The sequence below is a fragment of the Bartonella sp. W8167 genome (assembly GCF_016100335.1).
In the GTDB taxonomy this organism is placed as follows: domain Bacteria; phylum Pseudomonadota; class Alphaproteobacteria; order Rhizobiales; family Rhizobiaceae; genus Bartonella; species Bartonella apis.
In genome coordinates this window covers 738,581-763,794 of sequence record NZ_JACFSQ010000001.1, presented here as the reverse complement: position 1 = coordinate 763,794, position 25,214 = coordinate 738,581, and the positions used below count along the sequence as shown (strand labels likewise).

General features: G+C 44.2%; 18 protein-coding genes. 14 read left to right on the top strand and 4 right to left on the bottom strand.

The features are described 5' to 3' along the window. The 11 genes from H3V12_RS03050 to queF all read left to right on the top strand — a co-directional run bounded on the left by H3V12_RS03050 (nucleotide 1) and on the right by queF (nucleotide 12,543). Nucleotides 1–1,011, top strand: a complete 1,011-nt coding sequence (locus H3V12_RS03050; RefSeq protein WP_198212723.1) for an iron ABC transporter permease — start codon at nucleotides 1–3, stop codon at nucleotides 1,009–1,011. Continuing rightward, nucleotides 1,008–2,069, top strand: coding sequence for an iron ABC transporter permease (locus H3V12_RS03045; protein WP_198212721.1), 1,062 nt, complete (start codon nucleotides 1,008–1,010; stop codon nucleotides 2,067–2,069). Before H3V12_RS03050 ends, H3V12_RS03045 begins: the two co-directional genes overlap by 4 nt. Nucleotides 2,070–2,080: 11 nt before the next feature. After that, nucleotides 2,081–3,043, top strand: a complete 963-nt coding sequence (locus tag H3V12_RS03040; RefSeq protein WP_198212719.1) for an ABC transporter substrate-binding protein — start codon at nucleotides 2,081–2,083, stop codon at nucleotides 3,041–3,043. Between the two features lie 47 nt (nucleotides 3,044–3,090). Beyond that, on the top strand, nucleotides 3,091–5,253 hold the full coding sequence (locus H3V12_RS03035) for a TonB-dependent receptor (protein ID WP_341462567.1): 2,163 nt from the start codon (nucleotides 3,091–3,093) through the stop codon (nucleotides 5,251–5,253). 455 nt (nucleotides 5,254–5,708) lie between these two features. Next, the gene (locus tag H3V12_RS03030) at nucleotides 5,709–6,329 is read left to right on the top strand and encodes a TetR/AcrR family transcriptional regulator (protein ID WP_198212715.1); all 621 of its coding nucleotides are present in this window, start codon (nucleotides 5,709–5,711) and stop codon (nucleotides 6,327–6,329) included. Between the two features lie 1,061 nt (nucleotides 6,330–7,390). Next, nucleotides 7,391–8,110: a transcriptional repressor LexA gene (gene lexA / locus H3V12_RS03025; RefSeq protein WP_075870665.1), complete on the top strand. Its 720-nt coding sequence runs from the start codon at nucleotides 7,391–7,393 to the stop codon at nucleotides 8,108–8,110. 307 nt (nucleotides 8,111–8,417) lie between these two features. Next, complete coding sequence (rimO, locus tag H3V12_RS03020; RefSeq protein ID WP_198212713.1) at nucleotides 8,418–9,731, top strand: 30S ribosomal protein S12 methylthiotransferase RimO; 1,314 nt, start codon at nucleotides 8,418–8,420, stop codon at nucleotides 9,729–9,731. A gap of 109 nt (nucleotides 9,732–9,840) precedes the next feature. Next, nucleotides 9,841–10,590, top strand: coding sequence for an arginyltransferase (locus H3V12_RS03015; protein WP_075870663.1), 750 nt, complete (start codon nucleotides 9,841–9,843; stop codon nucleotides 10,588–10,590). A 32-nt stretch (nucleotides 10,591–10,622) separates the two neighbouring features. Beyond that, entirely contained in the window at nucleotides 10,623–11,246 is a 624-nt protein-coding gene (locus H3V12_RS03010; RefSeq protein WP_198212711.1) for a YrbL family protein, read from the top strand. Nucleotides 11,247–11,327: 81 nt separating this feature from the next. After that, a complete protein-coding gene (queC, locus tag H3V12_RS03005) occupies nucleotides 11,328–12,032 on the top strand; it encodes a 7-cyano-7-deazaguanine synthase QueC (protein WP_198212709.1) in 705 nt (234 codons plus the stop codon). A 40-nt stretch (nucleotides 12,033–12,072) separates the two neighbouring features. Then, complete coding sequence (gene queF, locus H3V12_RS03000; protein WP_198212702.1) at nucleotides 12,073–12,543, top strand: preQ(1) synthase; 471 nt, start codon at nucleotides 12,073–12,075, stop codon at nucleotides 12,541–12,543. Between the two features lie 91 nt (nucleotides 12,544–12,634). Here the strand turns inward: queF and parC are convergent, their stop codons facing one another. Continuing rightward, complete coding sequence (gene parC / locus H3V12_RS02995; protein ID WP_198212700.1) at nucleotides 12,635–14,884, bottom strand: DNA topoisomerase IV subunit A; 2,250 nt, start codon at nucleotides 14,882–14,884, stop codon at nucleotides 12,635–12,637. A gap of 131 nt (nucleotides 14,885–15,015) precedes the next feature. On the opposite strand from parC, the gene H3V12_RS02990 reads away from it, so the two are divergent. Next, the gene (locus H3V12_RS02990; protein WP_198212698.1) at nucleotides 15,016–16,290 is read left to right on the top strand and encodes a hypothetical protein; all 1,275 of its coding nucleotides are present in this window, start codon (nucleotides 15,016–15,018) and stop codon (nucleotides 16,288–16,290) included. 57 nt (nucleotides 16,291–16,347) lie between these two features. Here H3V12_RS02990 and aspS read toward each other — a convergent pair whose 3' ends face one another. Beyond that, on the bottom strand, nucleotides 16,348–18,138 hold the full coding sequence (gene aspS / locus H3V12_RS02985) for an aspartate--tRNA ligase (RefSeq protein ID WP_198212696.1): 1,791 nt from the start codon (nucleotides 18,136–18,138) through the stop codon (nucleotides 16,348–16,350). Between the two features lie 148 nt (nucleotides 18,139–18,286). Between aspS and rnd the strand changes: the two genes are divergently transcribed. After that, nucleotides 18,287–19,438: a ribonuclease D gene (rnd, locus tag H3V12_RS02980; protein WP_075917109.1), complete on the top strand. Its 1,152-nt coding sequence runs from the start codon at nucleotides 18,287–18,289 to the stop codon at nucleotides 19,436–19,438. Nucleotides 19,439–19,506: 68 nt separating this feature from the next. Further along, a complete protein-coding gene (locus H3V12_RS02975) occupies nucleotides 19,507–20,475 on the top strand; it encodes a 1-phosphofructokinase family hexose kinase (RefSeq protein ID WP_179057534.1) in 969 nt (322 codons plus the stop codon). Between the two features lie 469 nt (nucleotides 20,476–20,944). Here H3V12_RS02975 and ppx read toward each other — a convergent pair whose 3' ends face one another. Both ppx and H3V12_RS02965 read right to left on the bottom strand, forming a co-directional pair. After that, nucleotides 20,945–22,459 carry an exopolyphosphatase gene (gene ppx, locus H3V12_RS02970; protein ID WP_198212694.1) on the bottom strand — a complete coding sequence of 505 codons (1,515 nt, stop codon included), beginning with the start codon at nucleotides 22,457–22,459 and terminating at the stop codon, nucleotides 20,945–20,947. Nucleotides 22,460–22,466: 7 nt separating this feature from the next. Continuing rightward, nucleotides 22,467–24,686 carry an RNA degradosome polyphosphate kinase gene (locus tag H3V12_RS02965; protein WP_075870653.1) on the bottom strand — a complete coding sequence of 740 codons (2,220 nt, stop codon included), beginning with the start codon at nucleotides 24,684–24,686 and terminating at the stop codon, nucleotides 22,467–22,469. Nucleotides 24,687–25,214: the final 528 nt, after the last annotated feature.

Below are 25,214 nucleotides of genomic sequence, written 5' to 3'. Positions count from 1 at the left end.
ATGCATTTTTTCAGGTTCTGGTCGGGTGGTGTGGTTCTATTTGTCCTTGTCTTCTATCTTAGCATAGCGTGGGGGGGAACTTTTTCTTCTCCATCAGATGTTTTTCAGGTGTTGATAACGCGCGAGCCAAACAATTACGGTCAAGCGTCGATTCTTTATCAACGTTTTCCGCGAGCGCTTATCGCAATTTATGCCGGACTTATCATGGCAAGTTCGGGATTGGTATTTCAAGGCTTAATCCGCAATCCGCTGGCTTCGGCTTCATCACTCGGAATAAATGCGGGTGCGACACTTTTTGTCGTGGGCGGTGCGCTTTTATTCGGCGCAAATCTGCCAGAGCAGGGGGTATCCGCTTTATGCGGCGGACTTTTCGGTTTTCTTCTCTGTGCTCTTATTGCCCGCATCGCCGGTAACAATGAAAAGACCACCGGTCTCATGCTGATTTTATCAGGTTCGCTTGTAACCATGCTGCTCATTGGCCTAAGCAATGCACTGTTATTGTCTTACGCCGATAGAAGAGGTGAATTCCTCTCCTGGATTGCCGGCAATATCAACCATGCCTATATCGATCGCCTATATCAATTCTGGTGGATTGGCTTAATAGCACTGGCATTGGTTTTTGTGCTGTCAAAGCCGCTCACCCTTATCCTCCTCGGAAATGAAAAAGCTGCTTCAATGGGGGTCAAAACAGTTGCTATTTCACGATTTGCCATGGCATGTGCAATTGTTGCATCGTGTTCGGCTGTTGCTGTCTGCGGGCCAATCAGTTTTATAGGCCTCATCGTTCCGCATATGGTAAAACCTCTGGTCGGTCAGGACTTTCGCGTAACTTTACCGGCATCAGCATTAATCGGTGCGATTTTATGCCTTTTGGCTAGCACTATTTCACAGAATGCTTTTCAGCCTTATGTTGTCAATACCGGAATTATTCTGGATTTATTCGGCGGTATTGTTTTCATTTTACTCATACGGAAATTCTATGTTTCTCCAAAAAACAGGAGCAACATATGAAGATATCCAAAACACTTGATGGGCGGCTTTCTGTTCTTTTTTTAAATGGAAAAGAGCTTGTTATACGCAATTTCGTTGTTGCAATAGCGCTCCTGTTTTTCTCGGCTTTTCTTTTTTTAGTCTCGCTGAATATCGGAACAATTGATACCGGCCTCATTGATTTCTGGAAGCTCATTAAAGGAGACGAGATTAATCAACAATCCTACTTTGCTTTATGGGATGTGCGGCTTCCGCGATTGGCTTTGGCATTTTTGATTGGCTGGAGCGTTGCAGTTTCGGGAGCTATATTACAGCCGATTGCTCGTAATCCTTTGGCTGATCCGGGCCTATTCGGTATTAGTCACGGTTCTTTAACAATGACAATCGTTTTGCTTGCGTTTATTCCCGGTGCTTCTCGTATGCTTATCACATTGGCCTCTCTTGCCGGCGGCTTGGGAACAGCATTACTTTTGCTCGCTTTGGTCGGCAACCGGCACTCCGGTGGGTTGGTCATTCTGTTGATGGGAATTGCCGTTGCAACAGTGCTTGCTTCTATCAACTCATTCCTTATACTTTATCTGCCAACCGAAGCATCCTACAATGCATCAAGTTGGATGGCCGGTTCTCTATTTCAGGCAAACTGGTTAAGTGTTTCGGCTTTTACACCGCTTTTTGTATTCAGTCTTTTGGGAATTTTTCTGGCCGGACATTCTCTCAATCGTTACGACTTGGGAAACGAGCTCGCACAATCGCTTGGTGAGCCGGTTATTGTTTCTCGTCCCCTGTTATTGTTATTCGCAGTTCTATTAAGCGCAGCTTCGGTGACAATTGTCGGACCACTTGCTTTTTTGGGTATCCTTGCGCCGCAAATTGCAGAATTTCTGACTGGAGCGAATGGTAGCGCCAGACTTTATATTTCCGGTCTCGTGGGTGCCGATATCGTCATCGGAGCCGATATTATTTCAAAAAATGCCACAACTATTTCAATGCCTCTCGGGTTGACCACAACCATCATAGGCGTTCCGCTGTTCATTATCGTTTTACGGATAAGAACTCTTCGTCAATATTTTCAAAAATAAGGAAATATTCCATGCGTATCAAATATTCAGGTGCCTTAATTGTAATCCTTCTGTCAACAATTTTCACGGCGGCCGAAGCGCGGGAAGTCGTTGATACTATGGGGCGAAATGTTAATATTCCGGATCATCCCGAGAGGGTAGTTGTCATGAGTGAACCTGCCATCGCTGTTCCGATGATAGAGCTCGGTGTAACACCTGTCGGCAGTTTCGGTAGGGCAGATGACGGCACCTATCAAGTTGGCGCAGATTTTATTGATATCCTGTTCGGACCGAACCAGAAAAAACCTCAAGGCATAGGCAATAACCGTCAGGTCGATCTTGAAAAACTTTACTCAATGAAACCGGACCTCATTATAGGCACCGAGTTCGACGTTGATAAGGTCAAACAGCTTTCTTCAGTCGCTCCTGTTTATATGCAACATTATACAACCGGACATCTTGATAATTTTGCAATTGAAGAAAACCTTGCAAAACTTTTCGGCAAAGAAGACACATTTCAGAATTTGAAAGCAAAATACGTTGAAGACGTTCAGGAGACAAAAAAGCAACTTCCTGAAAATCTTGTAAACAAGACATATTTACCGGTTATCATTATGGACCAGATCAATATCGTGGGAGAGGGGATCGGTGTGTCTCAACCCCTTAACGATTTGGGGATGAAACCTTTTGAAGTTTCGAAAGATGCAACGCATTCGGATGGATCACCGAAAATTGTATTGCCGATAAGTGCTGAAACTTTCGGTTCTCTTAACCCTGATATCCTCGTGGTTATCATCAATTGGGGCGCCCCCGACAAAAGCGCTTCGGCAACACGAGAAGCTTTGAACAAGCTGGTGCCGGGGTGGGAAAATTACATGAAACCGGCCCGTGAAGGACGTGTCATTTATCTTGACGGTTCCAAGGTTTTTACACCCGGTTTTGTCAGTGCCCACTATACATTAAGCGAGGTAAGAAAGTGGGCCAAAACGCGATAAAATAATTTATTTCACCATATAAAAAAATTATTGACTCGAGATATAACATGAGTAATAAACTCATCTTTAATTTATTTCGCCAAAGAGGGTTTTATCCGATGTCAGTAATGTTATCGAAAACGACGTTCCTTGTCTCGTCGGCTCATTGCCAGCTATTTTGCAGTTTTGTTTTTTTATCGTGCGCAATACCTTCTGCCTTTGCAGAGGAGGGTGAGAATACGAAAGAGACACAATCAACTGTATTGGAGAAAGTTGTCATCAGTGGCGAAAAATCCTTAAAATCACTGCAACACACGGCTAGTTCGGTGACTGCTATAAGTGGCGACCGTATTGAGGAAAGACCGGCGGTAACGACGTTGACCGATCTTTTGAAAGGTACGCCGAATGTTCTTTATACGAACGATAGTGATGCACCTATCATTCGCGGCGTGGATACCAAAGGGCCGCTGGTCAAAGGTAATGCTTATCTGGCTAATCCGATTCCGCGCGCGACCATCAGTGTCGATGGGCGTTATCTAAGTTCCGGAGAATTCGGGATAGGGGCCGCACCGATTTGGGATGTGGAGTCGGTCGAAGTTTTTCGCGGACCGCAAACAACAACACAGGGAGCAAACGCCATTGCCGGTGCAGTTGTTATCAAAACGAAAGATCCGACATTTACACCGGAAGCTGAAATACAATCACTTTATGGCACGAGAGCACAAAAACGCGGTTCTCTGATGGCTTCCGGCCCGATTACGCAGGAACTCGCAGGACGTGTTGCATTGGATTACAGTGGGCGCGACACGTTTATCAAATACACCAATCCGCAGTTTCTGGATTCGGATATGGATAACGATCCAAGAAATGTTAATGGTCGCGTAAAACTGCTATGGCAACCTTCTGAATTACCGGGTTTTGAAGGAAAACTTATCTATTCCCATATGGATGTGAAACGTCCCGCTTTCGAAATTGCGTCTCACCCCTATGATCAACTCCACGATACGCGTAATAGTACTGATAACATACAGACCAAGACCGATGCCGGCATACTCGACACGAAATATGATCTCGGAAATACGGTTATATTGTTTAACCAATTGCAATATTCAAATGGCACTTATGATTATAATTTCGGTCGTTCGTTTAATGGCACTGCCTCAAAAGATTACGACAATGTGTCGAATGAGTTCCGCGTCAATTTCGGCGACGAAACAACGACATTTAGCGGCCTTGGCGGTGTGTTTTATTCAAAAAGCAATTCAGAAAACCACATGTTGCATGATTTTGCATCGACCGATTTTACGGTTGATCAGGATAGTGTCGGCGTTTTCAGTGAATTGACCTATAGGTTTGCTGAAAAATGGGCTTTGACGGGTGGTTTGCGTTATCAATATGATGGAATTCGGCATGACGGAGTCGCAAGCTACGTTCCCGGGGTCCGTCACATCTATGATGAAAGTTTTGATGCTGTTCTTCCGAAAGTTTCTCTTTCTTACGATATTCGAGACGACATAACAGTTGGCGTCATGGCATCTCGCGGGTACCTTCCAGGCGGCACAGGTCTGAACTTTTCGGGCAAACGCTACTACGATTTTGACGCTGAAAAGGCATGGAATTACGAAATCTTCTCCCGTATCACAGTGCTTGATAGCAAGCTTTCATTGACGCCGAATATTTTCTACACGCGTTACACGGATTCGCAGCGTTCTGTTACCGATTACATGAACGGCAAACAATTCGGTTCAATCATTGTTAATGCCGACGAAGCAAAAACCTATGGTGCAGAATTGGGAGCTGATTATCAGGTTCTGGATAATGTGTTATTGCGGGGTGGGTTAGGGCTTCTCCACACTGATACAAGTGAATTTGGTGACACACGCGGCAATGTGTTTAATGGGAAGAAATTTGCCAAAGCACCGGGTTATATGTTCAATGTCGGTGCCGATTGGGACATAATCGAGAATTTGAGGCTGAGCGGAGATGTTCGCTATACGGATGATTATTACTCGACAGACGAAAATGATCCCGATTTACGGGTAGGGTCCTACGCTATCGCAAACATGCAGCTTTCTTATAAACCCAACGACCATATGGAAATATTCGGCTACGCGAAAAATTTGTTTGACGAACGTGTACCGACAGAAAAGAATCGTGATCGCATTGCTGGAATTCAAGCATATATGACAGAGCCGCGCGAATTCGGTGTGGGACTAAGAATGAAGTTCTAATCGGGTTGTGACAAAGGTCATGATCTGATCAATATGGAAAAAGCCATATAGCGCTCTAGCTATATGGCTTTTTCGCGTTTTTTGAAAAATTCTCGCAGTTTGTGTTGCGAAGATATTGATCAATAGAATTCGTGAGATAACGAAGTCATGAGGGGCTAGAAAACCGCGCTTCAAAAAACGGTATGAGTTAGTTGTTCCAAGAAATGCATAAAAGACAAAGGGAAAAAATTAACCGATAGAACATTTGACGTTGTTTCAGCTGCTACAATCGTGGGCCGGAGCTTTACAACCAATCGGGTAAGCAATCTGAAGTGCTGAAGATTGCCGCCGCGCTAACCGATAGAAACATTAACGGGATTTTGAAAAAAGAAATATGCGTTGATTGTGTCACTCAATTATTCGTGATAGATTTAAACTAGATACTATTGTTCAACCTTCGAAACTTCTCTTCTCTAATGACTGAACCAGCCAAAAAACTTTCACGGGGAAGACCTCCCACAATCAGTCGGGATAGAATAATAAAAGCGGCAATAGAAATAGGGCTTCCTAAAATCACATTCGTCGGCGTGGCCGAAAAATTGGGCGTAAGTCACATGGCGCTTTACAATCACGTTGACGGGTTGGAAGCGCTAAAGAAGTTGGTTGCAGAAACGATTTTTCTAGAATGGAAATTGCCTCAGTTTCAATCCGGCATTTCGTTACATGACTATCTGGTGAGCCTTGCATCATCAATGTGGAAGTTGGTCGAAACATACCAAGGGATTACGCCCTACCTTTTACGTCGGGATATGATTACGCCAGCGATTGAACAAAAAATTACCGAGCACCAGCATAAACTTGCAACTGCTTACCAGCTTCCATTTATTCAAGCGCATTGGCTGGCATTCACTATTTCCTACCATACGCTATCTATTGCCGACAGCGTTTTACCTGATAACAAAGATGAAGACGACTTGACCCGTTATCGTTCAAGCTCGGGAATCCCGAACATCGACGATGAATATGCAGTCGGATTACATGCACTCATTATTGGCAGTCTTTCCATTCTCGACCGGATATCCGAAAAGAGCAGGTGACAGAGTTAAGATTGCGCTATCAGTTTTTGCAACTTGCCAAAGCAGATTAAGCCAATTCAAAATTCATGTTTATTAAAGCTGCGGCAGATTGAGGTTGTGTGCCAAAAATAACGTATTCGAGTTCTGATTTTCAATTAATCATCAGACTTAAGGATAAGTTGAAAAATCGGTGCTTATGGCAGATACACAACAACCAGGCGGCGTTTCCCTACGACGCTTGCCATCAATAGGTTTAACGAATCCGTTTTTGATAATTTTCAGGATGTGTTGCGGCTCTTAGAAAATTGTATTTTTCGTTAGGTACATTTGTGGCGAGTGGGTAAGCAGCACCTGTTGTTTATAACTCTGGCATGTCGATATCCATATAAGGAAGCGTATCATCGTTAATTGCATAAGATATATTATGGAACTTTTTATTATTATGGGGAGGTTGAGCAGGCGATTTATGCTCTCACACCAAAATCGCAGTATATTGGCCAATGCCGCAATGTTGTGTATTGGTTTTCAATCAAACTGAAAAGCTCGCACTTTTGATAATCTCATTTTAAAAATCTGGCCTAACCTGCGACCTGATTCAGCAATAGCTTTATTGCGCAATGAAAATTGATTTTGCGTCGCAGTTTTCTAAAGTCGCCTACAATAATAGTTCGGACTCGGCCTATATAACGTCGCTTCCGGTTGAAATTGAACCTGAATTGAATTGTTCATTGCATCTTCTGGTGGGCTTTGCGCAGAAAATCGAACAAAAGACAAACAGTCTTACCAATAAACGATAGTTTCTAGCGTTCTCAAAAAACCAAGGATAAGGTTCGAAGAACGGTTTCAAGTTATATTCGTCTGTCAATTTTATTTGGATGGTGATTTACTGAACATAAGTATTCCGACGTTGAAGAAATTATGTTGATGTTTCATTTTTGTTTCAAAACTCTAATACAAAAAGCTCCTGTCTCGACGAAAAACTCCAAGCTTCAAAAAACAATTTAGCTTGTGGAACAATAACGGAACATATAGTGTACGTTCTGGTTTTGTTTTCATGTTGATTCGTATCACGGGAGAATTTTATGCTAACCCGCAAGCAGTATGAATTGCTTCTTTTCATTCACAACCGGCTTAAAGAAACCGGTATTCCGCCTTCTTACGACGAGATGAAAGAAGCACTCGATCTTGCGTCAAAGTCCGGCATCCACAGGCTGATAACGGCTCTGGAAGAACGTGGCTTTATTCGTCGGCTTCCTAATCGTGCGCGGGCATTAGAAGTGCTGAAGCTTCCAGAAACAATGAATCCTTCTGCGAACACGGTGCGGAAATTTTCTCCTAATGTTATTGAAGGTTCCAAGAGCAGACCGATAAAAAATGTCATTCCCGTTGACTTGTCTAGTGGTGAAGCCGGTCAGGCTGCAAATGTAAATGTTCCGGTTATGGGCAGGATTGCAGCAGGCGTTCCTATTTCAGCGATTCAGAACCAGACAAATATGTTGTCCCTACCCTCGGATATGGTGGGAAGTGGTGAACATTACGCACTTGAGGTCAAAGGCGATTCAATGATTAATGCCGGAATTTTTGACGGCGATACCGTCATCATCAAACGCGGTGACACTGCAAATCCCGGCGAAATTATCGTTGCACTTGTTGATGACGAGGAAGCAACGTTGAAACGTTATCGGCGCAAAGGCGCTTCTATTGCTCTCGAAGCCGCCAATCCGGCCTATGAAACAAGAATATTCGGCCCAAATCGGATAAAAATACAAGGAAAACTGGTCGGCTTGATCCGCCGCTATTAAATTTAGCTGGCGACTGTTTTTCCTGATTTAGGTGCATCTAGTGAACAGAGTTCCCGAAACTGCATCGGGATGCTCATGGCAATCTTTCGTTTCTAAAGCCAACTTGTTTTTCATTGATCTGGAATAAAACATAGATGTTTCAGGACTTTTATTACTAGATGATGAGAATAAAAGTGACATCAAAATAATAATGATCGCGCCACTACAATGGTATGATTTTTTGCAAAACAGCCTTGTATTTTCATTAAAATAGATTAGGTCAACAGCCGAACGTTTTTCAAAAAATTGCATATCTGCAGGAAATAATATGTCAGCCCCTCGTGTTAGTTTCGTATCTTTAGGTTGCCCCAAGGCGCTCGTTGATTCTGAACGCATCATTACAAAATTACGTTCGGAAGGTTATGAAATCGCACCCAAGCACGATGGTGCCGATCTTGTTATCGTGAATACATGCGCTTTTATTGATTCCGCACGGGATGAATCGCTTGCCAATATCGGCGACGCGTTAAAGAAAAACGGCAAAGTCATTGTAACTGGTTGTCTTGGTGCAGAACCCGAAGTCGTAACAAAAACCTACCCCAACGTTTTGGCTGTAACGGGGCCACAGGCTTATGAAAACGTTATGGATGCTGTCCATAAAGTAGCGCCGCCGGTTCATGATCCCTTTGTTGATCTTGTTCCGCCACAAGGTATACGTTTGACGCCGCGGCATTATGCTTATTTGAAGATTTCGGAAGGCTGTTCAAACCACTGCAGCTTTTGTATCATCCCGCAATTGCGGGGAAATCTGGTCTCGCGTCCCGCTTCCGATGTGTTGCGCGAAGCCGAAAGGTTGGTGAAAGCAGGGGTCAAAGAGCTTTTAGTAATATCTCAGGATACCAGTGCTTACGGGCTTGATCTCAAATATAGTGAAAGTCAATGGAAAGACCATTCGGTGCGTGCCCGCTTTTATGATCTGGCAAAAGATTTGGGCGATATGGGCGTATGGGTGCGCATGCATTACGTCTATCCCTACCCTCATGTAGACGACGTAATCGAGCTGATGGCTGAAGGAAAAATTCTGCCCTATCTGGATATTCCATTTCAACATGCGTCTCCAACGGTACTCCGCAATATGAAGCGTCCGGCACATTTGGAGAAGATCAATCAACGCATTGAAAAATGGCGTTCTATTTGTCCGGATATCGCTTTGCGATCAACATTCATTGTTGGATTTCCGGGTGAAACGGAAGACGATTTCCAAATGCTTCTTGATTGGATGAGCGAAGTCAAAATAGACCGGGCAGGATGTTTCAAATATGAACCCGTAAAAGGTGCGACCGCAAATGATATGGGGTTGGAAGTGGTCCCCGATGACGTTAAGGAAAGTCGTTGGAACCGTTTTATGGCGCATCAAAAATCCATTTCCTCCAGACTTTTAAAGAAAAAAGTCGGTAAACGTCTGCAGGTGCTTGTCGATCAAGCCAATGGTCATACCGGCATTGGACGCACAAGATACGATGCACCGGAGGTTGATGGCGTTGTGCATTTGTCCTCACGCAGACCAATTCGGGTTGGTGAGCTGGTTACTGTGAAGATTGAGCAATCGGATGATTACGACCTTTATGGCATAATCGTCTAAAGTATTAGTTGCAGTTTTACTATTGTACCCTTGAAGGTTTAGCTTCTGCGCTATAGTTGTAATACTATGAGTTTTTTTGTTTCATGGTATTATTACAAATGCGCGAAATATGACAAACAGTAACGACGATGAACCGCAATTTTTTCTGACTGCTCCGGCTCCCTGCCCTTATCTTGCCGAGCGTTGGGAAAGAAAAGTGTTTACCTATCTTACTGGTCAATCTGCAAACAGCAAGAATAGTGTTTTGACACAATTAGGTTTTCGACGGTCCCAAAACATAGGTTATCGTCCTGTTTGCGACGGCTGTAACGCGTGTATATCGGTCCGCATTGTTGTTGACGATTTTACCCCCGACCGCACGATGAAGCGTATCATCAAGAAAAATTCCGGCCTCTCTTGCGAAGTTTGTCCACCAAGAGTGACAAATGAACAATACGCACTTTTTAAACGATATCTGGATGCGCGTCATTCTGGTGCCGGAATGAGCGATATGAAATTTGATGATTATAAGACGATGGTGGAAGAAACAGTTGTCGACACATCCCTTGTCGAATATCGCAGAACACCATTGGACAAGAGTTCTTGCGAAGATAATAAATCACCTCTAATAGCGGCCGCGCTCACGGACAAAGTGGATGACGGTCTGTCAATGGTTTATTCATTCTATTCCCCTGATGAAAGTCATGCCTCGCTTGGTGTTTTTATGATTTTGGATCACATCCGGCAGGCTCGCCAGTTGGGGCTCCCTTACGTCTATCTTGGTTATTGGGTTAAGGGGTGCAGAAAAATGAACTATAAATCGCGTTATAGCCCCCAAGAACATTTGACATCTCGCGGCTGGAAGTTAACAAAAGAGTAGGAGCAAAAAGTTAATCCTGCGAGGAAATCCATATGCTGAACGAGATGATTGAACTGAAGGGGCGTGAACCGCAATTCAAAGGGAATGCACGTTTAGTCTTCATTCATCCTGATAACCCTGATTTGTTGGTGAAGGTTCTTCGACCGGAATGGATAGACAAAACAAAGCAGGTACCGGAATGGAAAAAACGGTTCAAGCCTTTGGGCGCTAACTCTGTCAACATGCATGAATTGTTTGAAATTGTGCGCGTTAATCCCCATGCGGAAAGCATCCAACCGCATATGTTTACCGTCGTTGCTCTCCAGCAAACCGATCTTGGTTGGGGACTGGTTGTTAAAGCGGAAAAGGACAAGAACAACAACTACGCTAAACCGCTTGCAGCTTTTGCTAAAAATATGGACGAAATTCGCACAGCTTTAGATGAATTCGAGAATTGGGTGAAAGAAACCAATGTCGTTCTATATGACCTCAATCCTTGGAATTTGGTTCTTGCTTATCGCGGCGAAAAAGAAGAGGTCGTTATCATAGACGGTATATCGGAAAAATCGGCGTTAAAGGTCAGGACCTACTTTCCTTCGGTCAATAAGAAGAAAAATCTTAAAGTTTATGCGCGTTTTGAACGTTTTATGGATAGAATAAAAAACGAAAAAAACTGATGGGCTTTACAGTCATCAGCGCCTTTGGTAGCAAGGGCATACCGGTCGCAGCCCACCCGGTTTTTTAAAACAAGGGATAAAATGAAAACCTATCTTATCTGTTCAGGCGGACTGGATTCCGTAACACTTGCCTATCGCCTTGCCCACGAACAAAGCCTCAAAGGAATAATCTCCTTTGATTATGGCCAGCGTCATAAAAAAGAGCTCGTTTTTGCTCAAAAATGTGCTTCAAAGCTTGGGGTCGACTATTATCCGATTGATATATCCGCAATTGGAAAAAATCTTTCGGGATCTTCACTTACCGATAATATTGCTGTTCCTGACGGCTATTATTCCGAAGACAACATGAAATCGACTGTTGTTCCCAATCGAAATGCCGTCTTTTTATCGATAACCTTCGCTATTGCCGCAGCAAAACATGGCGATAGCGTCGCTATTGCTGTGCATGGCGGCGACCATTTTATTTACGCCGATTGCCGTGCAGATTTTATTGATACATTCAACAAGATGGAACAATTATCCTTGGAAGGACAATGTAAGCTTTTAACGCCTTATCTTGATCAGGATAAATCGGAAATTGTAAAAGATGGTGTGAAATACAATGTTCCTTTTGGAGATACTTGGTCATGCTACAAAGGAGGCGAACACCATTGCGGCCGCTGCGGAACATGCGTTGAACGCCGGGAGGCTTTTGCAATAGCGGGTGTAGAGGACCCCACAATATACGACGACAATTCATTTTGGATCGAGGCGGTCAATCGTAACAAAGGAAAAAAGCTCGGGTAGCATTCCCTACAAAATCAACATTTTTTCAAGGTTCAATTCAATGGCATCCGATCATTCAATTTATGAAAATTTAAAGCAATTGGGAAAAAAGACTCCTTTTCCGGAATCCCCCGAGAAAGCGGTGCTTGAGCGTGTTGCTAACCCGCAGGCAGATGTAAAATATTGTGTCCGCTTTACAGCACCGGAGTTCACATCATTGTGCCCAATCACTAGCCAGCCAGATTTTGCTTATCTGATGATTGACTATGTGCCGGATAAATGGCTGGTTGAGAGCAAGTCTCTTAAACTTTATCTGGGATCCTTCCGCAATCATGGAGCTTTTCACGAAGATTGTACGGTCACCATAGCACGTCGACTTGTAGAACTTTTGTCACCTCATTGGTTGCGCATCGGTGGGTATTGGTATCCGCGAGGAGGTATCCCTATTGATGTCTTCTGGCAAACAGGAAAAATGCCTGATGACGTATGGATTCCCGACCAGAATGTTTCCAATTATCGCGGACGCGGCTGATAAAACACTTTAAAAAATTTTTCTAATACACCGGAACATATCGTTTTTCTATCACTTCGTACCGGATCGGGCGCTTGGAATAATATCCGGATTAGCCCGAAAATTTGCCGGATCTCGGAAAGCCCTTTGGTACCATCCGCCCTGCTCCGGCGCGTGTTCCTTGCCATTCAATCAATTCTGATGCGCTACGGCTATATGTTCGATCAGCCGTATCATGCCAAGTGAGTCCTTCTTCCAATTTAAAGGTAACCGCATCGCTCACTCCACCATCCTTGTAGCGTTGCAAACGAACTCCCTTGCCACGTGTCATTTCCGATATCTGTTCGAGAGGGAAGATAAGCATTTTTCTATTCTCGCCAACTATGGCGAGATGATCTCCTTCAACCGGCAGGCATATTTTTGCTTCGTCGGGCAATTTTACATTCATCACCTGCTTGCCCTTGCGCGTCGTTCCAATGACATCGTTCTCAGAGACGATAAAACCGTTCGCGTGGTAAGAAATAAGCAATAACTTTCGATCCGGCACATGAACAAATGCCGTCAAAATATCTTCGTCATTACCCATATCGACCAAAATACGGATCGGTTCACCATGTCCCCTTCCACCTGGTAATGAATTGGCGCCTATGGTAAAAAATTTCCCACCAGTAGTCAGGACAATGATTTTATCCGTTGTCATCGCAGGAAATGCGATTTTTAACCTGTCATCTTCCTTGAATGTAAGGGTGGAATAATCTGTCAGATGCCCCTTTAATGCTCTTAGCCAGCCTTTTTCGGAAATAACAATCGTTACCGGCTCTTTCTCGATCATTGCCTGTTCTATATCTTTAATGTCATGATCGGGAGCATCCTCGAATGTGGTGCGCCGTTTACCTAAAGGTGTGTCAGGACCAAAGATTTTTTTGACCTTGGCAATTTCGCCGGCTATCGCTTTCCATTGCTTTGTATTCGATTGCAAAAGAGCATCAAGCTCGGCTTCTTCGGCTTTCAACGCGTCAAATTCTTTTCGGATTTCCATTTCTTCAAGCCGACGTAACGAGCGCAATCTCATATTGAGGATTGCTTCGGCCTGATTTTCCGTCAGTGAGAAGCTTGTCATCAATTGGTTCTTCGGTTCATCCTCTTCCCGAATAATCCGGATAACTTCATCCAGATTGAGATATGCGATGAGATACCCCTCTAAAATCTCGAGACGGCGTGTTATTTCCCCGAGTCGATATTTTGAACGGCGTACGAGAACGTCTTTGCGATGATCCAGCCATTGCTGTAATGCCTGCCCCAAAGAGAGGACATTTGGAATTTTCCCGAGAGTTAGAACATTCAGATTGAGTGGCACGCGCACTTCGAAATCTGTCAACTTGAAGATCGATTCCATCAACAATTCCGGGTCGACAGTTCTTGTTTTCGGCTCCAAAACAATGCGGATATCTTTTGTCGATTCGTCACGTATGTCGTCGAGCATTGGTAGGCGACGGGCAAGCAAAAGCTCTGCAGTCTTTTCGATAAGCCGCGATTTTTGTACCTGATACGGAATTTCGGTAACAACGATAGAATATGTGCCGCGGCTCCCCTCTTCCTTGTGCCAGCGCGCCCGCAAGCGAAATGTACCCCGTCCGGTCCGGTAAGATTCACGAATGCTTTCAGCTGGCTCGACGAGAATTCCTCCCGTAGGAAAATCGGGACCCCGTACATATTTGACGAGATCATCGTTTGTCGCATCGGGATGCGCAATCAAATATGTCGCAGCGTCGCAAAGCTCGGCAACATTATGGGGTGGAATGGACGTGGCCATTCCGACAGCTATGCCCGATGAACCGTTAGCAAGAAGATTTGGAAAAGCGGATGGTAATACGACCGGTTCCTCATCCTCTTCATTATAAGTAGGACGAAAATCCACTGCATTTTCGTTTATACCATCAAGCAGCAACGTTGCGACCGCTGTCATGCGCGCTTCTGTGTAACGCATTGCAGCTGCATTATCGCCGTCGATATTTCCGAAATTACCCTGCCCGTCTACTAGAGGATAGCGAACTGCAAAATCCTGAGCCAAGCGCACAAGTGCGTCATAAATAGACGAATCACCATGTGGGTGGAACTTGCCCATGACATCGCCGACAATACGCGCGCATTTTGCATAAGCTTGATCCGGATTGAGCTTCAACAATCGCATTGCATGAAGGATGCGCCGATGCACCGGTTTTAATCCATCACGAACGTCGGGGAGCGCACGATCCATAATCGTCGACAGTGCATAAGCCAAGTAGCGCTCTTGCAAAGCAGAACGCAGTTCTATCGGCTCAACATGATCTTTTTCGGATAATCGAATCACTTTACTTGGCATGATTATCGAATAGCAATTCGTTGAATCTACCGCAAGTCATGGACCTGTTTTCGCTTTTATTTAACTGTGATAGCAATTAAACTTAGACAGGACTAATCCTCAAGGCGTCCGACGAGAGAAGGTATCTTCCAATGAGACAATTCAAAAGAGCATTAATACTTACAACTTGCACTTTTTTTGCTGCAACAACGGTTCACCTAAACTCGTGGGCAGTTGATCCGAATGCATTCAATTCTCGTTTACAAGACCGTATAAAAACCACCGAATTTGCAATTTCTGCCTCTCGCAGTGAAGCTGACGGCAATGACATTGTGTTGCGAGATGTAACGATAAAAATTCAAGGCTTGGACAGCACCGGAAAGCGGGCAAAACAGTCTTCTTCAGATGAACCATCTCAAGAACAGGAGGACGGTAATAAGCCTGACGAAACGTTGGTTTTTGACAAAATTGACAACCTTCGTTTTAAAAATGTAACGGAAGGTCAGGATGGCACTTATTTTGCGGAAAAAGTTTCCATCCCTCTGCTTAAAAGCACGAATTCAGGTGTTACGACGAATTTGCAAGACATCTCGATAGATAAAATCAGGCTTGCACCGAATAAAGATGCTAACCCCCTATTTGTTCATTTTCCCTATGAGAGTGCAACAATAGATCGGGTTTATTTGACGGGCGTTGACCAGACATTCTTCAATGCTGAAGATCTAAAGATGGTGTATCTTTTAAAAGCCGGCACAAAAAGCGTAGACATCACAGGCAGCATAAAATCTGTCAGTTACGAGCCAAATAAGACCGGCATTCCTGCGGCGTCGAAATGGCTAACCGATATTGGCTATGACAAACTGTCCGGTTCTTTGAATTTTCATGCCAACTGGGATATCGAAAGCGGTAAATATGTTGGCGACCGCAACGAGATTACCATTGATAACGGCGGAAAACTTGCGATCAGCACAAATGTCGATGGACTTACGGAAGATTTAGTCAATAATCTCGGCGTTTTGAAGCAATTGAATGGCTCGAACAACACTGACGAGACGACAGCCGAAATGTTGAGTGTTTTGGGAATTGTCCAACAGTTAAAATTTGGCGATGTTTCTATACGTTATGATGATAATTCCCTGACCAATAGGATCCTCGACTATTATGCAAAACAAAATGGTGTAACGCGCGAAGACTTTATAACCCAACTCAAGGCTACGCTGCCGCTGATCGGCGCTAAAATTGAGGATCCGGAATTCGTCAAAAACACCTCTGAACAAATAGGAAATTTCCTCGATAATCCAAAATCGCTAACCGTTAGTGCAACGCCGGGAAAAACAATTCCTATAACTGTGCTTTATGCCACAGGAAGCATTTCTGCCGCAAAATTGATCGACTTGTTAAAAGTCAAAGTGGAAGCAAATAAATAATAACGCTCGTTATGAAAAACCCGGCCGTAGCCGGGTTTTTTGTTTATCTGCTTTTATTCAATTGTTCTTTTTTAACGGTGCAATACGAAGTGATAGTTCGCTTAGTTGTGCTGCAGTCACTTCCGATGGGGCTCCCATCAGAAGATCAAGAGCCTGTTGATTCATCGGGAAAAGCGAAATTTCGCGCAGGTTCTTCACACCAAGAAGCAACATGACCATACGATCAATCCCGCAAGCCATGCCACCGTGCGGCGGTGCGCCATAGTGGAAAGCCCGATAGAGTGCACCAAAACGCTCTTCAACAGTTTCTTTCGACAAACCGGCAATCTCGAAAGCCCGTACCATAGTCTCGGGTGAATGGTTACGGATGCCGCCTGATCCAAGCTCGAAACCGTTGCAGACGACATCATATTGATAAGCTTTGATATTTAACGGCTCTTCACTATCCAAAGCTTTTTTGCCACCCTGAGGCATAGAGAAAGGATTATGAGAAAATTCGATGTGCTTTTCGTCCTCGTTCCATTCAAAAAACGGGAAGTCAACAATCCAGGCCAGCGAAAATTGATCGCGGTCGACAAGATTAAGTTCTTCGCCTGCCCGTGTCCTCGCGGCTCCTGCAAAAAGTGCAAATTTACGCGGGTCGCCAGCTACGAAGAAACAGGCGTCACCATCAGCAAGTTTTAGTTGGTTGCGTAGTGCTTCGGTGCGCTCGGGTCCGATATTTTTTGCAATCGGGCCAGCTCCTTGAATTTTGTCACCCTCTCTACGCCAAAAGATATAGCCCAGTCCCGGTTGGCCTTCGCCTTGGGCCCATGAATTCATACGGTCGCAGAACGCACGACTACCACCGTTTTTGACAGGTATACCCCAGACTTCTGCTTTGGCATCACTCTCCAATATATTTGCGAATACCTTGAATCCTGAACCGCGGAAATGGTCGCTTACCTCGTCCATGACAATGGGATTGCGTAAGTCCGGTTTATCCGAACCGTATTTTCTCATTGCTTCGTTATATGGAATACGCGGAAATTTTTGTGTTACCGGTTTACCATTGGAAAACTCTTCGAAGATACCACGGATGATCGGTTCCATAATTTGCAAGATGTCTTCCTGCTCGACGAAGCTCATTTCCATATCGAGTTGATAGAATTCCCCCGGAAGCCGGTCGGCACGAGGATCTTCATCGCGAAAACATGGGGCAATCTGAAAATAACGATCGAAACCCGACATCATCAAAAGCTGTTTATATTGCTGAGGCGCTTGCGGCAAAGCGTAGAACTTTCCTGGATGGATGCGACTCGGCACCAAAAAGTCTCGCGCACCTTCCGGTGATGAAGCTGTCAGAATTGGTGTCGAAAACTCGGTGAATGCGGCTTCTTGCATACGACGACGGATAGCTGCAATGATTTTCGTCCTCTGCAAAATATTTTTGTGCAAAGTTTCGCGGCGCAAATCCAGAAAACGATATTTCAAGCGAATATCTTCAGGGTAATCGGGTTCACCAAAAACTGGCAAAGGCAACTCGTCCGATTTCGACAGAATTTCGATTTCGTTGGCGAATACCTCGACTTCTCCGGTCGGAAGATTGGTATTGATGGTGTCATCGGAACGTGCCCGGACCTCACCATCAACCCGCAAAACCCATTCACTTCGTACCATTTCGGCGATTTTGAAAGCCGGCGAATCCGGGTCGGCGACGATTTGTGTTATGCCGTAATTATCACGCAAATCGATGAACAATATTCCACCATGGTCACGGACGCGATTAACCCATCCGGAGAGTCGAACTTTTGATTTAACATCGCTCTTACGAAGAGCGGCACAGTTATGACTGCGATAACGATGCATAGTCTTGCCTTTTTGTTTCACGCATTCTGAAATAATCAACTTGTGGGCAAAAGCGCATTTTGCCGCACATTTGTCAAGCTATGGAAGGATTGTGTATGAAAAAATATAGCAAAAGACAAATCATATATATTAAGTTATAGCCTTGGATATGAAAGTTATTACCACTACCTCTGTTCTCGAAGACGTTATTTCAACGCTTGTTAAATCGGATTTCGTAACGGTTGATACCGAATTTATGCGTGAATCAACTTACTGGCCACAGCTATGCCTGATTCAGTTGGCTTCACCTGATATCGCCGTAGTCGTTGACCCGCTTTCCAACGATATCGATTTAACTTCGTTGTTCGAATTGATGAAAAATGAAAACGTCGTCAAAGTTTTCCATGCTGCAAGACAAGACGTCGAAATCATATATAAACTCGGAAAAGTTATTCCTGTGCCGTTGTTTGACACCCAAGTTGCCGGTTCTGTTTGCGGTTTTGGTGAAAGCGTTTCTTATGAACAAATTGTGGAACGCATTACGGGTGAGCATATTGATAAATCCTCCCGTTATACCGATTGGAGCCGCCGGCCACTTAACGACAAACAATTGTCATATGCATTGGCTGATGTAACCCACTTACGGGATGTTTATAAATATCTTAAGAAACAACTTGAGAAAAACGGTAGAACCCATTGGATTGATGACGAGATGTCAGTTCTCACATCACCAAAAACCTACATTATGCCCAATGACGAAGCCTGGAAAAGGATCAAAGGACGTATTCGTAAGCCACGCGAACTCGCAGTTCTTCAACAGATAGCAGCTTGGCGAGAACAGGAAGCAAAGAATCGCAATGTTCCACGCGGGCGCGTTCTGAAGGATGAATGCCTTATCGAAATTGCAACTCAACAACCGAAGAATGAAATGGCGCTTGCGCGATTGCGCAGTATCCCCAAAGGTTGGGAGCGTTCCAGCAGCGCTAGTGAATTGTTGAACGCGGTGCAGGTAGGTCTTTCAGTGGATACAAACAATTTACCACCGATACATAAACATGTAGCGCTCGCTAACGGAACCGCAGCAGCAATCGAACTCTTACGTGTTCTTTTGAAACTTGTTGCCGATGAAGAAAATATTGCACCCCGTATTATAGCAAATAACGATGATCTGGAAAAAATTGCGAAGCAGGAAAATTTGGTCGCCCTTCCGGCAATGGAAGGATGGCGGTATGATATATTTGGGAAGAAAGCTCAAAAGATGTTGGATGGCCATTTGGGGTTTTACTTTCAGAACGGTAAGATATTGACAAAAGAAATCTAGCCATAAAGAAATAATCAACTTAACCTGTCTATATTTTTAAAACATATACGCTTTATATGCAGAGGCAGATGATGGAAAAAGTCCTTACAGTAACATTCAATCCCACTGTTGATGCAGCCAGTGAAGCAGAGGTTGTGCGTCCAACCCACAAAATTAGAACATCTGATGAAAGCTTTCATCCTGGTGGTGGCGGCATCAACGTTGCCCGCGTTATTCATCGCCTTGGTGGAGATGTTAAAGCGCTTTACGCGAGCGGCGGTATTATGGGTAATGTTCTAAATCATCTTATGGATGATCGCGGCATTCAGTGCATTAAAATTGCTATTTCCGGCAACACCCGCGTCAATAACGTTATTCACGAAAGAGCTTCCGGCATGGAATATCGCTTCATCGCCGAAGGGCCGATCATGCAAGAGACGGAATGGAAAGCCGTCGTCAAAGAAACTGAAAAACTCGAGTGGGATTGGATTGTTGTAAGCGGCAGCCTTCCACGAAACGTTCCAATCGATGTATACGATTTATTGATCAACATTGCAAAAAAGCGAAATGCACGTATCGTCATTGACACGTCGGGTGATGCCCTCAAGCACGTCCTTGATAAAGGCGGTTTGACACTGGTAAAGCCAAGTCAGGGTGAATTTGAGGCCGTTACCGGAAAAACATACAATCTGACTGACGATATTGCCAAAGCTGCACAAGAATATTGCATCAAAGGTGCGTCTGAAATCATTACCGTTACGCTAGGACATCAGGGGGCAGTTTTGGCTACCAAGGATAAGACACTTTATCTTCCCTCCCCCCATGTGCGTGTTATCAGTGCGTCCGGTGCGGGCGACAGCTTTGTAGCTGGTATGGTTCATGGCTTGGCTTCCGGATGGGAAGCTGAAGATGCTTTCCGATTGGCAACCGCCTGTGGAACAGCAGCCGTAGCTGAAAAAGGCAATGGTCTTTGTCAATTGCCGAATATCAAGCGGCTCTATAATTATCTCGCTCGCAAAGGTAAAAATATCAGTTCTGCATCACTATCAGACGATTAGGGGGAAATTCGAGCGGATACCTTTCAACCACGTGACCAATGCCAAGCGACACGCTGCTATTATTTTTAATAATTAATAATTGTCTTGTTCACCAGTCCAGCTTTGGCTCGGAGAAGTTCGGTAAGAATTAACCGATTTCAAGTTATCTATAACTATTATTTATAAAAAACAAATTGTAGATCACAGCCACATTTTAAAAATTATAAATTCCAAAATTAATTACTATAAATATTTATTAACTTTATTTTTATTTTAGTATCTGGATAATATTTATAATACCAATAATCTAAATAATTATTATATAAGTTTTTCTTATAGAGGGGACAATTTTCGAATAAAAACATTTGCGTAAACCGCTTATCGAAACGGAATTTCACGAAATATCCCTCTCCCCCTGCAACAATAATCAATTTGTCCAGAAAAATGAACCTATCATTTGCAATCGGGATTAAACAGCTAACAGTTATTATCAAACGACAAGATAGCTCAAATCTTTATTTGTGGCTTTTCCAAGTTGTTGCAAACGTCCTATCGGCCGCTCGGCAATAAGATCAGCGTGGCGTGCAGGTACAGTCAAAACTATTTTCTTATCCTGAGTTTTCCATATCAAATCAGGCAGGATAGCGGCAGTGGACGCAGAAAAAAGATTTGCTACCCGCATAAGACCACCTAAAAAGCGCGCCCGTCCGATTGTTTCTTTGTCAGCCAATTTTATGATTTCCGGCGCATCATCGTCTACAAAGAGTCCCTCGTTACGGTAGAACACTGACAATGCTACGTAAACGCGCCCTTCATGTGATATTCCAGGATAAGGTCCGAACGCTACCTGATTAGCAGATTGATCACCGCGATAATCAGGGTGGAAACGCCAACCTATGTCGGCAAGCAGGCAGGCTGCCTCGCGATATCGCCTCTGCTCTTCAGTTTCCTGAATGCCGAAGGTGTCAAAAGCATTTTTTGTAAAACCGATCAGGTCATAAGCCTGTGCCGGAGAGCGGGCACGCAATGTTGCCATTTCTTGACATGCTGCAATCAGGGGATCTTCATCACGCAATTTCGGTGTTAGTTCAGAAAACAAAAAACCTTCACGCACTCCGGCGCCGGAAAATATGATTTTCTTCGGCATCAAACACCGCAATACTTCTATCATAACAGTTGCGCCGTAAGAGAGAAGCTGACGACGATTTTTGGAGATGGTTGAAATAGTTTTAAGCTGTTCAACCTCGCCTTTGGTGATACGGTGAAGAAAGGATTCCATATCCGGGCCCTTCACTTCATATCCGTGCATCACGGGGAGAGGATAGTGCTTGAATGCTATATGGAGTTTTGCAATGTTGCGCCACGTACCACCAACAGCGTAAAAATTTCTACCTTTGTTTTTACTCAGAATTTCGCTGTTTTTAAGATATTTCCGAGCGATTTTCGTGGCTTCTGAAAGGTTGTTATCAGACATATCCTGAAGGCGTAAACCGCCAAGCGGCAAAGTAATGCCATCATTAGCAACAGTCGTTTCGTGGATGTCAACCAATTCGAGACTGCCTCCACCGAGGTCGCCCGCCACCCCATCGGGGTGATGAAAGGTCGAGATAATCCCGTAAGCCGAATATGTGGCTTCTTCTTTACCGGTTAAAACCCTCACCTCGTTCTTAAGGATTTTTTCAGCTTCATCAATGAAGGCAGGACCATTTTTTGCTTCGCGCGATGCGGCCGTTGCTAATGTATGAACCGCCGAAACGCCGATTTGATCACAAATTGCATGAAACCGACGCAACGTCCTTAATGCCATGTCAACCGACTCGTTTTCAAGGCAGCCCGTTTTTGCTACGCCTTTGCCAAGGCCGCAAAGTATCTTCTCGTTAAATAGCACAGTGGGCGAGCGAACCAATCCCTCATAGACAACCAAACGAACCGAATTTGAGCCGATGTCGATAACAGCAACCGGTTTTCTGCCCTTCAAGCGGCCTTGAGCCAAAGAGTTATCCATTTATGTGTCAGTCTTTTTTCGTTGTTTCGGTGCTTGTTGTATCAGTCTTTTGGCGGCGTAATGCAATAATACGAGGAGCTGATGACCGCAGCGATTTTCCACGTCCCGAAAGACTGGGGTTGGTCATAAAATATTCCTGCGCATTGAAAGGCTTCTCGCCTTTAAGCGGTACGATGCGGCGCGAGGTCCCGTCGCTCAATATCTCGAAACTTTGTTGGTTATCGATGATATTTGCCAACATGATTTGGGAAAGTATCTGCTGGTGGACGGTTTTATTGAATACCGGTACCAATGTCTCGACACGTCGGTCGAGATTTCTCGTCATCATATCGGCAGAGCCAAAATAAACGATAGCATTTTCATTCGGTAGATCTTCCCCATTGCCGAAACAGAAAATACGGCTGTGTTCCAGAAAACGGCCAACGATAGATTTTGCACGTATATTTTCCGAAAAACCGGGAATACCTGGACGCAAGCAGCAAATGCCGCGAACCACAAGATCAACCTGAACACCGGCTTGCCCTGCCCGATACAATGCATCGATGATTTGTGGGTCCACCAGAGAATTCATCTTCATCCAGATTGCTGCAGGTTTTCCTTCTCTTGCATGCGCAATTTCATCCTCGATATGTCCAAGAATACGCCGTCGCAAAGTCAAAGGAGAAAATGCGAGTTTCATCGGTTCATCCGGCTGTGCATAACCGGTAATAAAATTGAAAATAAGCTGAACGTCGTGTCCGATATCATCGTCTGTTGTAAAGAAAGAGAGGTCCGTATAAATCTTGGCAGTAATCGGATGGTAATTTCCTGTTCCAAGATGGACATAGGAACGCAACCTGTTTTCCTCGCGACGCACAACCAGAGACATCTTGGCATGTGTTTTTAACTCGATAAAGCCAAAAACAACTTGCACCCCTGCCCGTTCCAGATCCCTTGCCCAGCGAATATTCGCTTCTTCATCAAAACGGGCTTTAAGTTCGACCAAAGCCGTAACCGATTTTCCGGCTTCGGATGCGTCGATTAACGCGCGAACGATCGGACTATCATTCGATGTTCTGTAAAGCGTCTGTTTTATCGCCAACACATCCGGATCAGCAGCTGCTTGTCTTAAAAACTGTACGACTACATCAAACGATTCGTAAGGATGATGAACAACAATATCTTTTTCCCTGATTGCTGCGAAACAGTCTCCGGCGTGTTCCCTTATCCTTTCTGGAAAACGAGGATTATAAGGAACAAATTTCAAATCCTCACGAGGTATCGAAACAATCTCGGAAATCATATTGAGTGCCAGCAATCCATCAAGGACGCTCACCCGATTATCGGGCACGCCAAGCTCCGTTGTAACAAATTGACGTAAATCATCGGGCATTTCCGCATCAAACTCAATGCGGATCACCTGCCCGCGGCGCCTCCGTTTCAGAGCTGTTTCAAAGAGGCGAACGAGGTCTTCCGCTTCTTCTTCAACTTCAATGTCACTATCGCGAATAATGCGAAATGTACCGGCGCCATTAATTTCATAACCTGGAAAAAGCTTGCCGATAAAGAGACTGACGATATCCTCAAGCGAAATGAAGCGATAGCCGTGCCCTTCGTCCGGTAACAATGTAAAACGTTTCAAAGCTGTTGGTAGCCTCAATAGTGCCGTCATCGGCTGACGGTCGGCGCGGCGCAACAGATGAAGGGCGATCGAAAATCCTAAGTTGGGAATGAAAGGAAATGGATGGGCAGGATCAATTGAAAGCGGTGTGAGTACAGGAAAAATTGTTTCCAGAAAGTGGTTTTCGAGCCAAGTCTTTTCATTTTCACTCAAACGGTCAGGGCGAATGATCGCAATCTTTTCCTGTTCGAGTTCATGTCGCAAAGCCCTGAGTTCCGTTTGCTGATTGGCTTGTAATCGCGCGACCTCGGCAAGCACAAAATCAAGCTGTTCCTGCGGGGTACGTCCGTCAGCACTACGAGTCACAATTCCTGCACGGACTTGTCCTGCAAGACCAGCGATACGAACCATAAAAAATTCGTCAAGATTGGTGGCTGATATCGATAGGAAGCGCAAACGTTCCAGAAGTGGATGTTTTTTATTAGCCGCTTCCATGAGTACACGATTGTTGAATTGCAGCCACGAGAATTCCCGATTAACAAAACGTTCCGGCGTCTCCATATTGATTGTGTCAGCATTAGGCTGCTTAACCTCTGAATTCGACGAACTTTTTGTGCGTAAAGCCATATTGCTTTTCCCTTCATTCTCATGTCTTGATGCTGCAATCAACTTGACCACACCACCCTGCTGTGAACGGAATAATTTTGAATCATATCATTCTGTAATCATCGAAAGTTTACAACGGCGAAACAATAATGACAAATCCTATATCCGTATTCGGATTGCTGATATTTCCATATTTCATACATTAAAGCCTAAGGTTTACGAAGTCTGATTATATTCAAAAAAAATTAAATTAACTGTAATTGAAATTCGTATATTAATTTTTATTAATTCTTAATTCCAATCGCAATTGTGGTTATTCATCTCCGCTATTATAAGTGCTTTACTTTTTCATGATTGCCATAAGTGAATTTTTGGTTCGAAATCCGGACTGACACAAACGTCGCATTAAATGATACGGGCTACAAACCTCGTGAACCTTGAAAAATTCCAAGGTTCTCAAACGAGCAAGAAGAACGTTAACGTTATCTTTGTCTCGAACCACTTGCAGTTCTTATGGTTTCGACAATAATAGATCAAATAACAATTTAT

Excerpts from the sequence above, each read along its gene's own strand:
- H3V12_RS03050 (WP_198212723.1), top strand. The coding sequence starts at position 1 with ATGCATTTTTTCAGGTTCTGGTCGGGTGGTGTGGTTCTATTTGTCCTT.
- H3V12_RS03045 (WP_198212721.1), top strand. The coding sequence starts at position 1,008 with ATGAAGATATCCAAAACACTTGATGGGCGGCTTTCTGTTCTTTTTTTA.
- H3V12_RS03040 (WP_198212719.1), top strand. The coding sequence starts at position 2,081 with ATGCGTATCAAATATTCAGGTGCCTTAATTGTAATCCTTCTGTCAACA.
- H3V12_RS03035 (WP_341462567.1), top strand. The coding sequence starts at position 3,091 with ATGAGTAATAAACTCATCTTTAATTTATTTCGCCAAAGAGGGTTTTAT.
- H3V12_RS03030 (WP_198212715.1), top strand. The coding sequence starts at position 5,709 with ATGACTGAACCAGCCAAAAAACTTTCACGGGGAAGACCTCCCACAATC.
- lexA (WP_075870665.1), top strand. The coding sequence starts at position 7,391 with ATGCTAACCCGCAAGCAGTATGAATTGCTTCTTTTCATTCACAACCGG.
- rimO (WP_198212713.1), top strand. The coding sequence starts at position 8,418 with ATGTCAGCCCCTCGTGTTAGTTTCGTATCTTTAGGTTGCCCCAAGGCG.
- H3V12_RS03015 (WP_075870663.1), top strand. The coding sequence starts at position 9,841 with ATGACAAACAGTAACGACGATGAACCGCAATTTTTTCTGACTGCTCCG.
- H3V12_RS03010 (WP_198212711.1), top strand. The coding sequence starts at position 10,623 with ATGCTGAACGAGATGATTGAACTGAAGGGGCGTGAACCGCAATTCAAA.
- queC (WP_198212709.1), top strand. The coding sequence starts at position 11,328 with ATGAAAACCTATCTTATCTGTTCAGGCGGACTGGATTCCGTAACACTT.
- queF (WP_198212702.1), top strand. The coding sequence starts at position 12,073 with ATGGCATCCGATCATTCAATTTATGAAAATTTAAAGCAATTGGGAAAA.
- parC (WP_198212700.1), bottom strand. The coding sequence starts at position 14,884 with ATGCCAAGTAAAGTGATTCGATTATCCGAAAAAGATCATGTTGAGCCG.
- H3V12_RS02990 (WP_198212698.1), top strand. The coding sequence starts at position 15,016 with ATGAGACAATTCAAAAGAGCATTAATACTTACAACTTGCACTTTTTTT.
- aspS (WP_198212696.1), bottom strand. The coding sequence starts at position 18,138 with ATGCATCGTTATCGCAGTCATAACTGTGCCGCTCTTCGTAAGAGCGAT.
- rnd (WP_075917109.1), top strand. The coding sequence starts at position 18,287 with ATGAAAGTTATTACCACTACCTCTGTTCTCGAAGACGTTATTTCAACG.
- H3V12_RS02975 (WP_179057534.1), top strand. The coding sequence starts at position 19,507 with ATGATGGAAAAAGTCCTTACAGTAACATTCAATCCCACTGTTGATGCA.
- ppx (WP_198212694.1), bottom strand. The coding sequence starts at position 22,459 with ATGGATAACTCTTTGGCTCAAGGCCGCTTGAAGGGCAGAAAACCGGTT.
- H3V12_RS02965 (WP_075870653.1), bottom strand. The coding sequence starts at position 24,686 with ATGGCTTTACGCACAAAAAGTTCGTCGAATTCAGAGGTTAAGCAGCCT.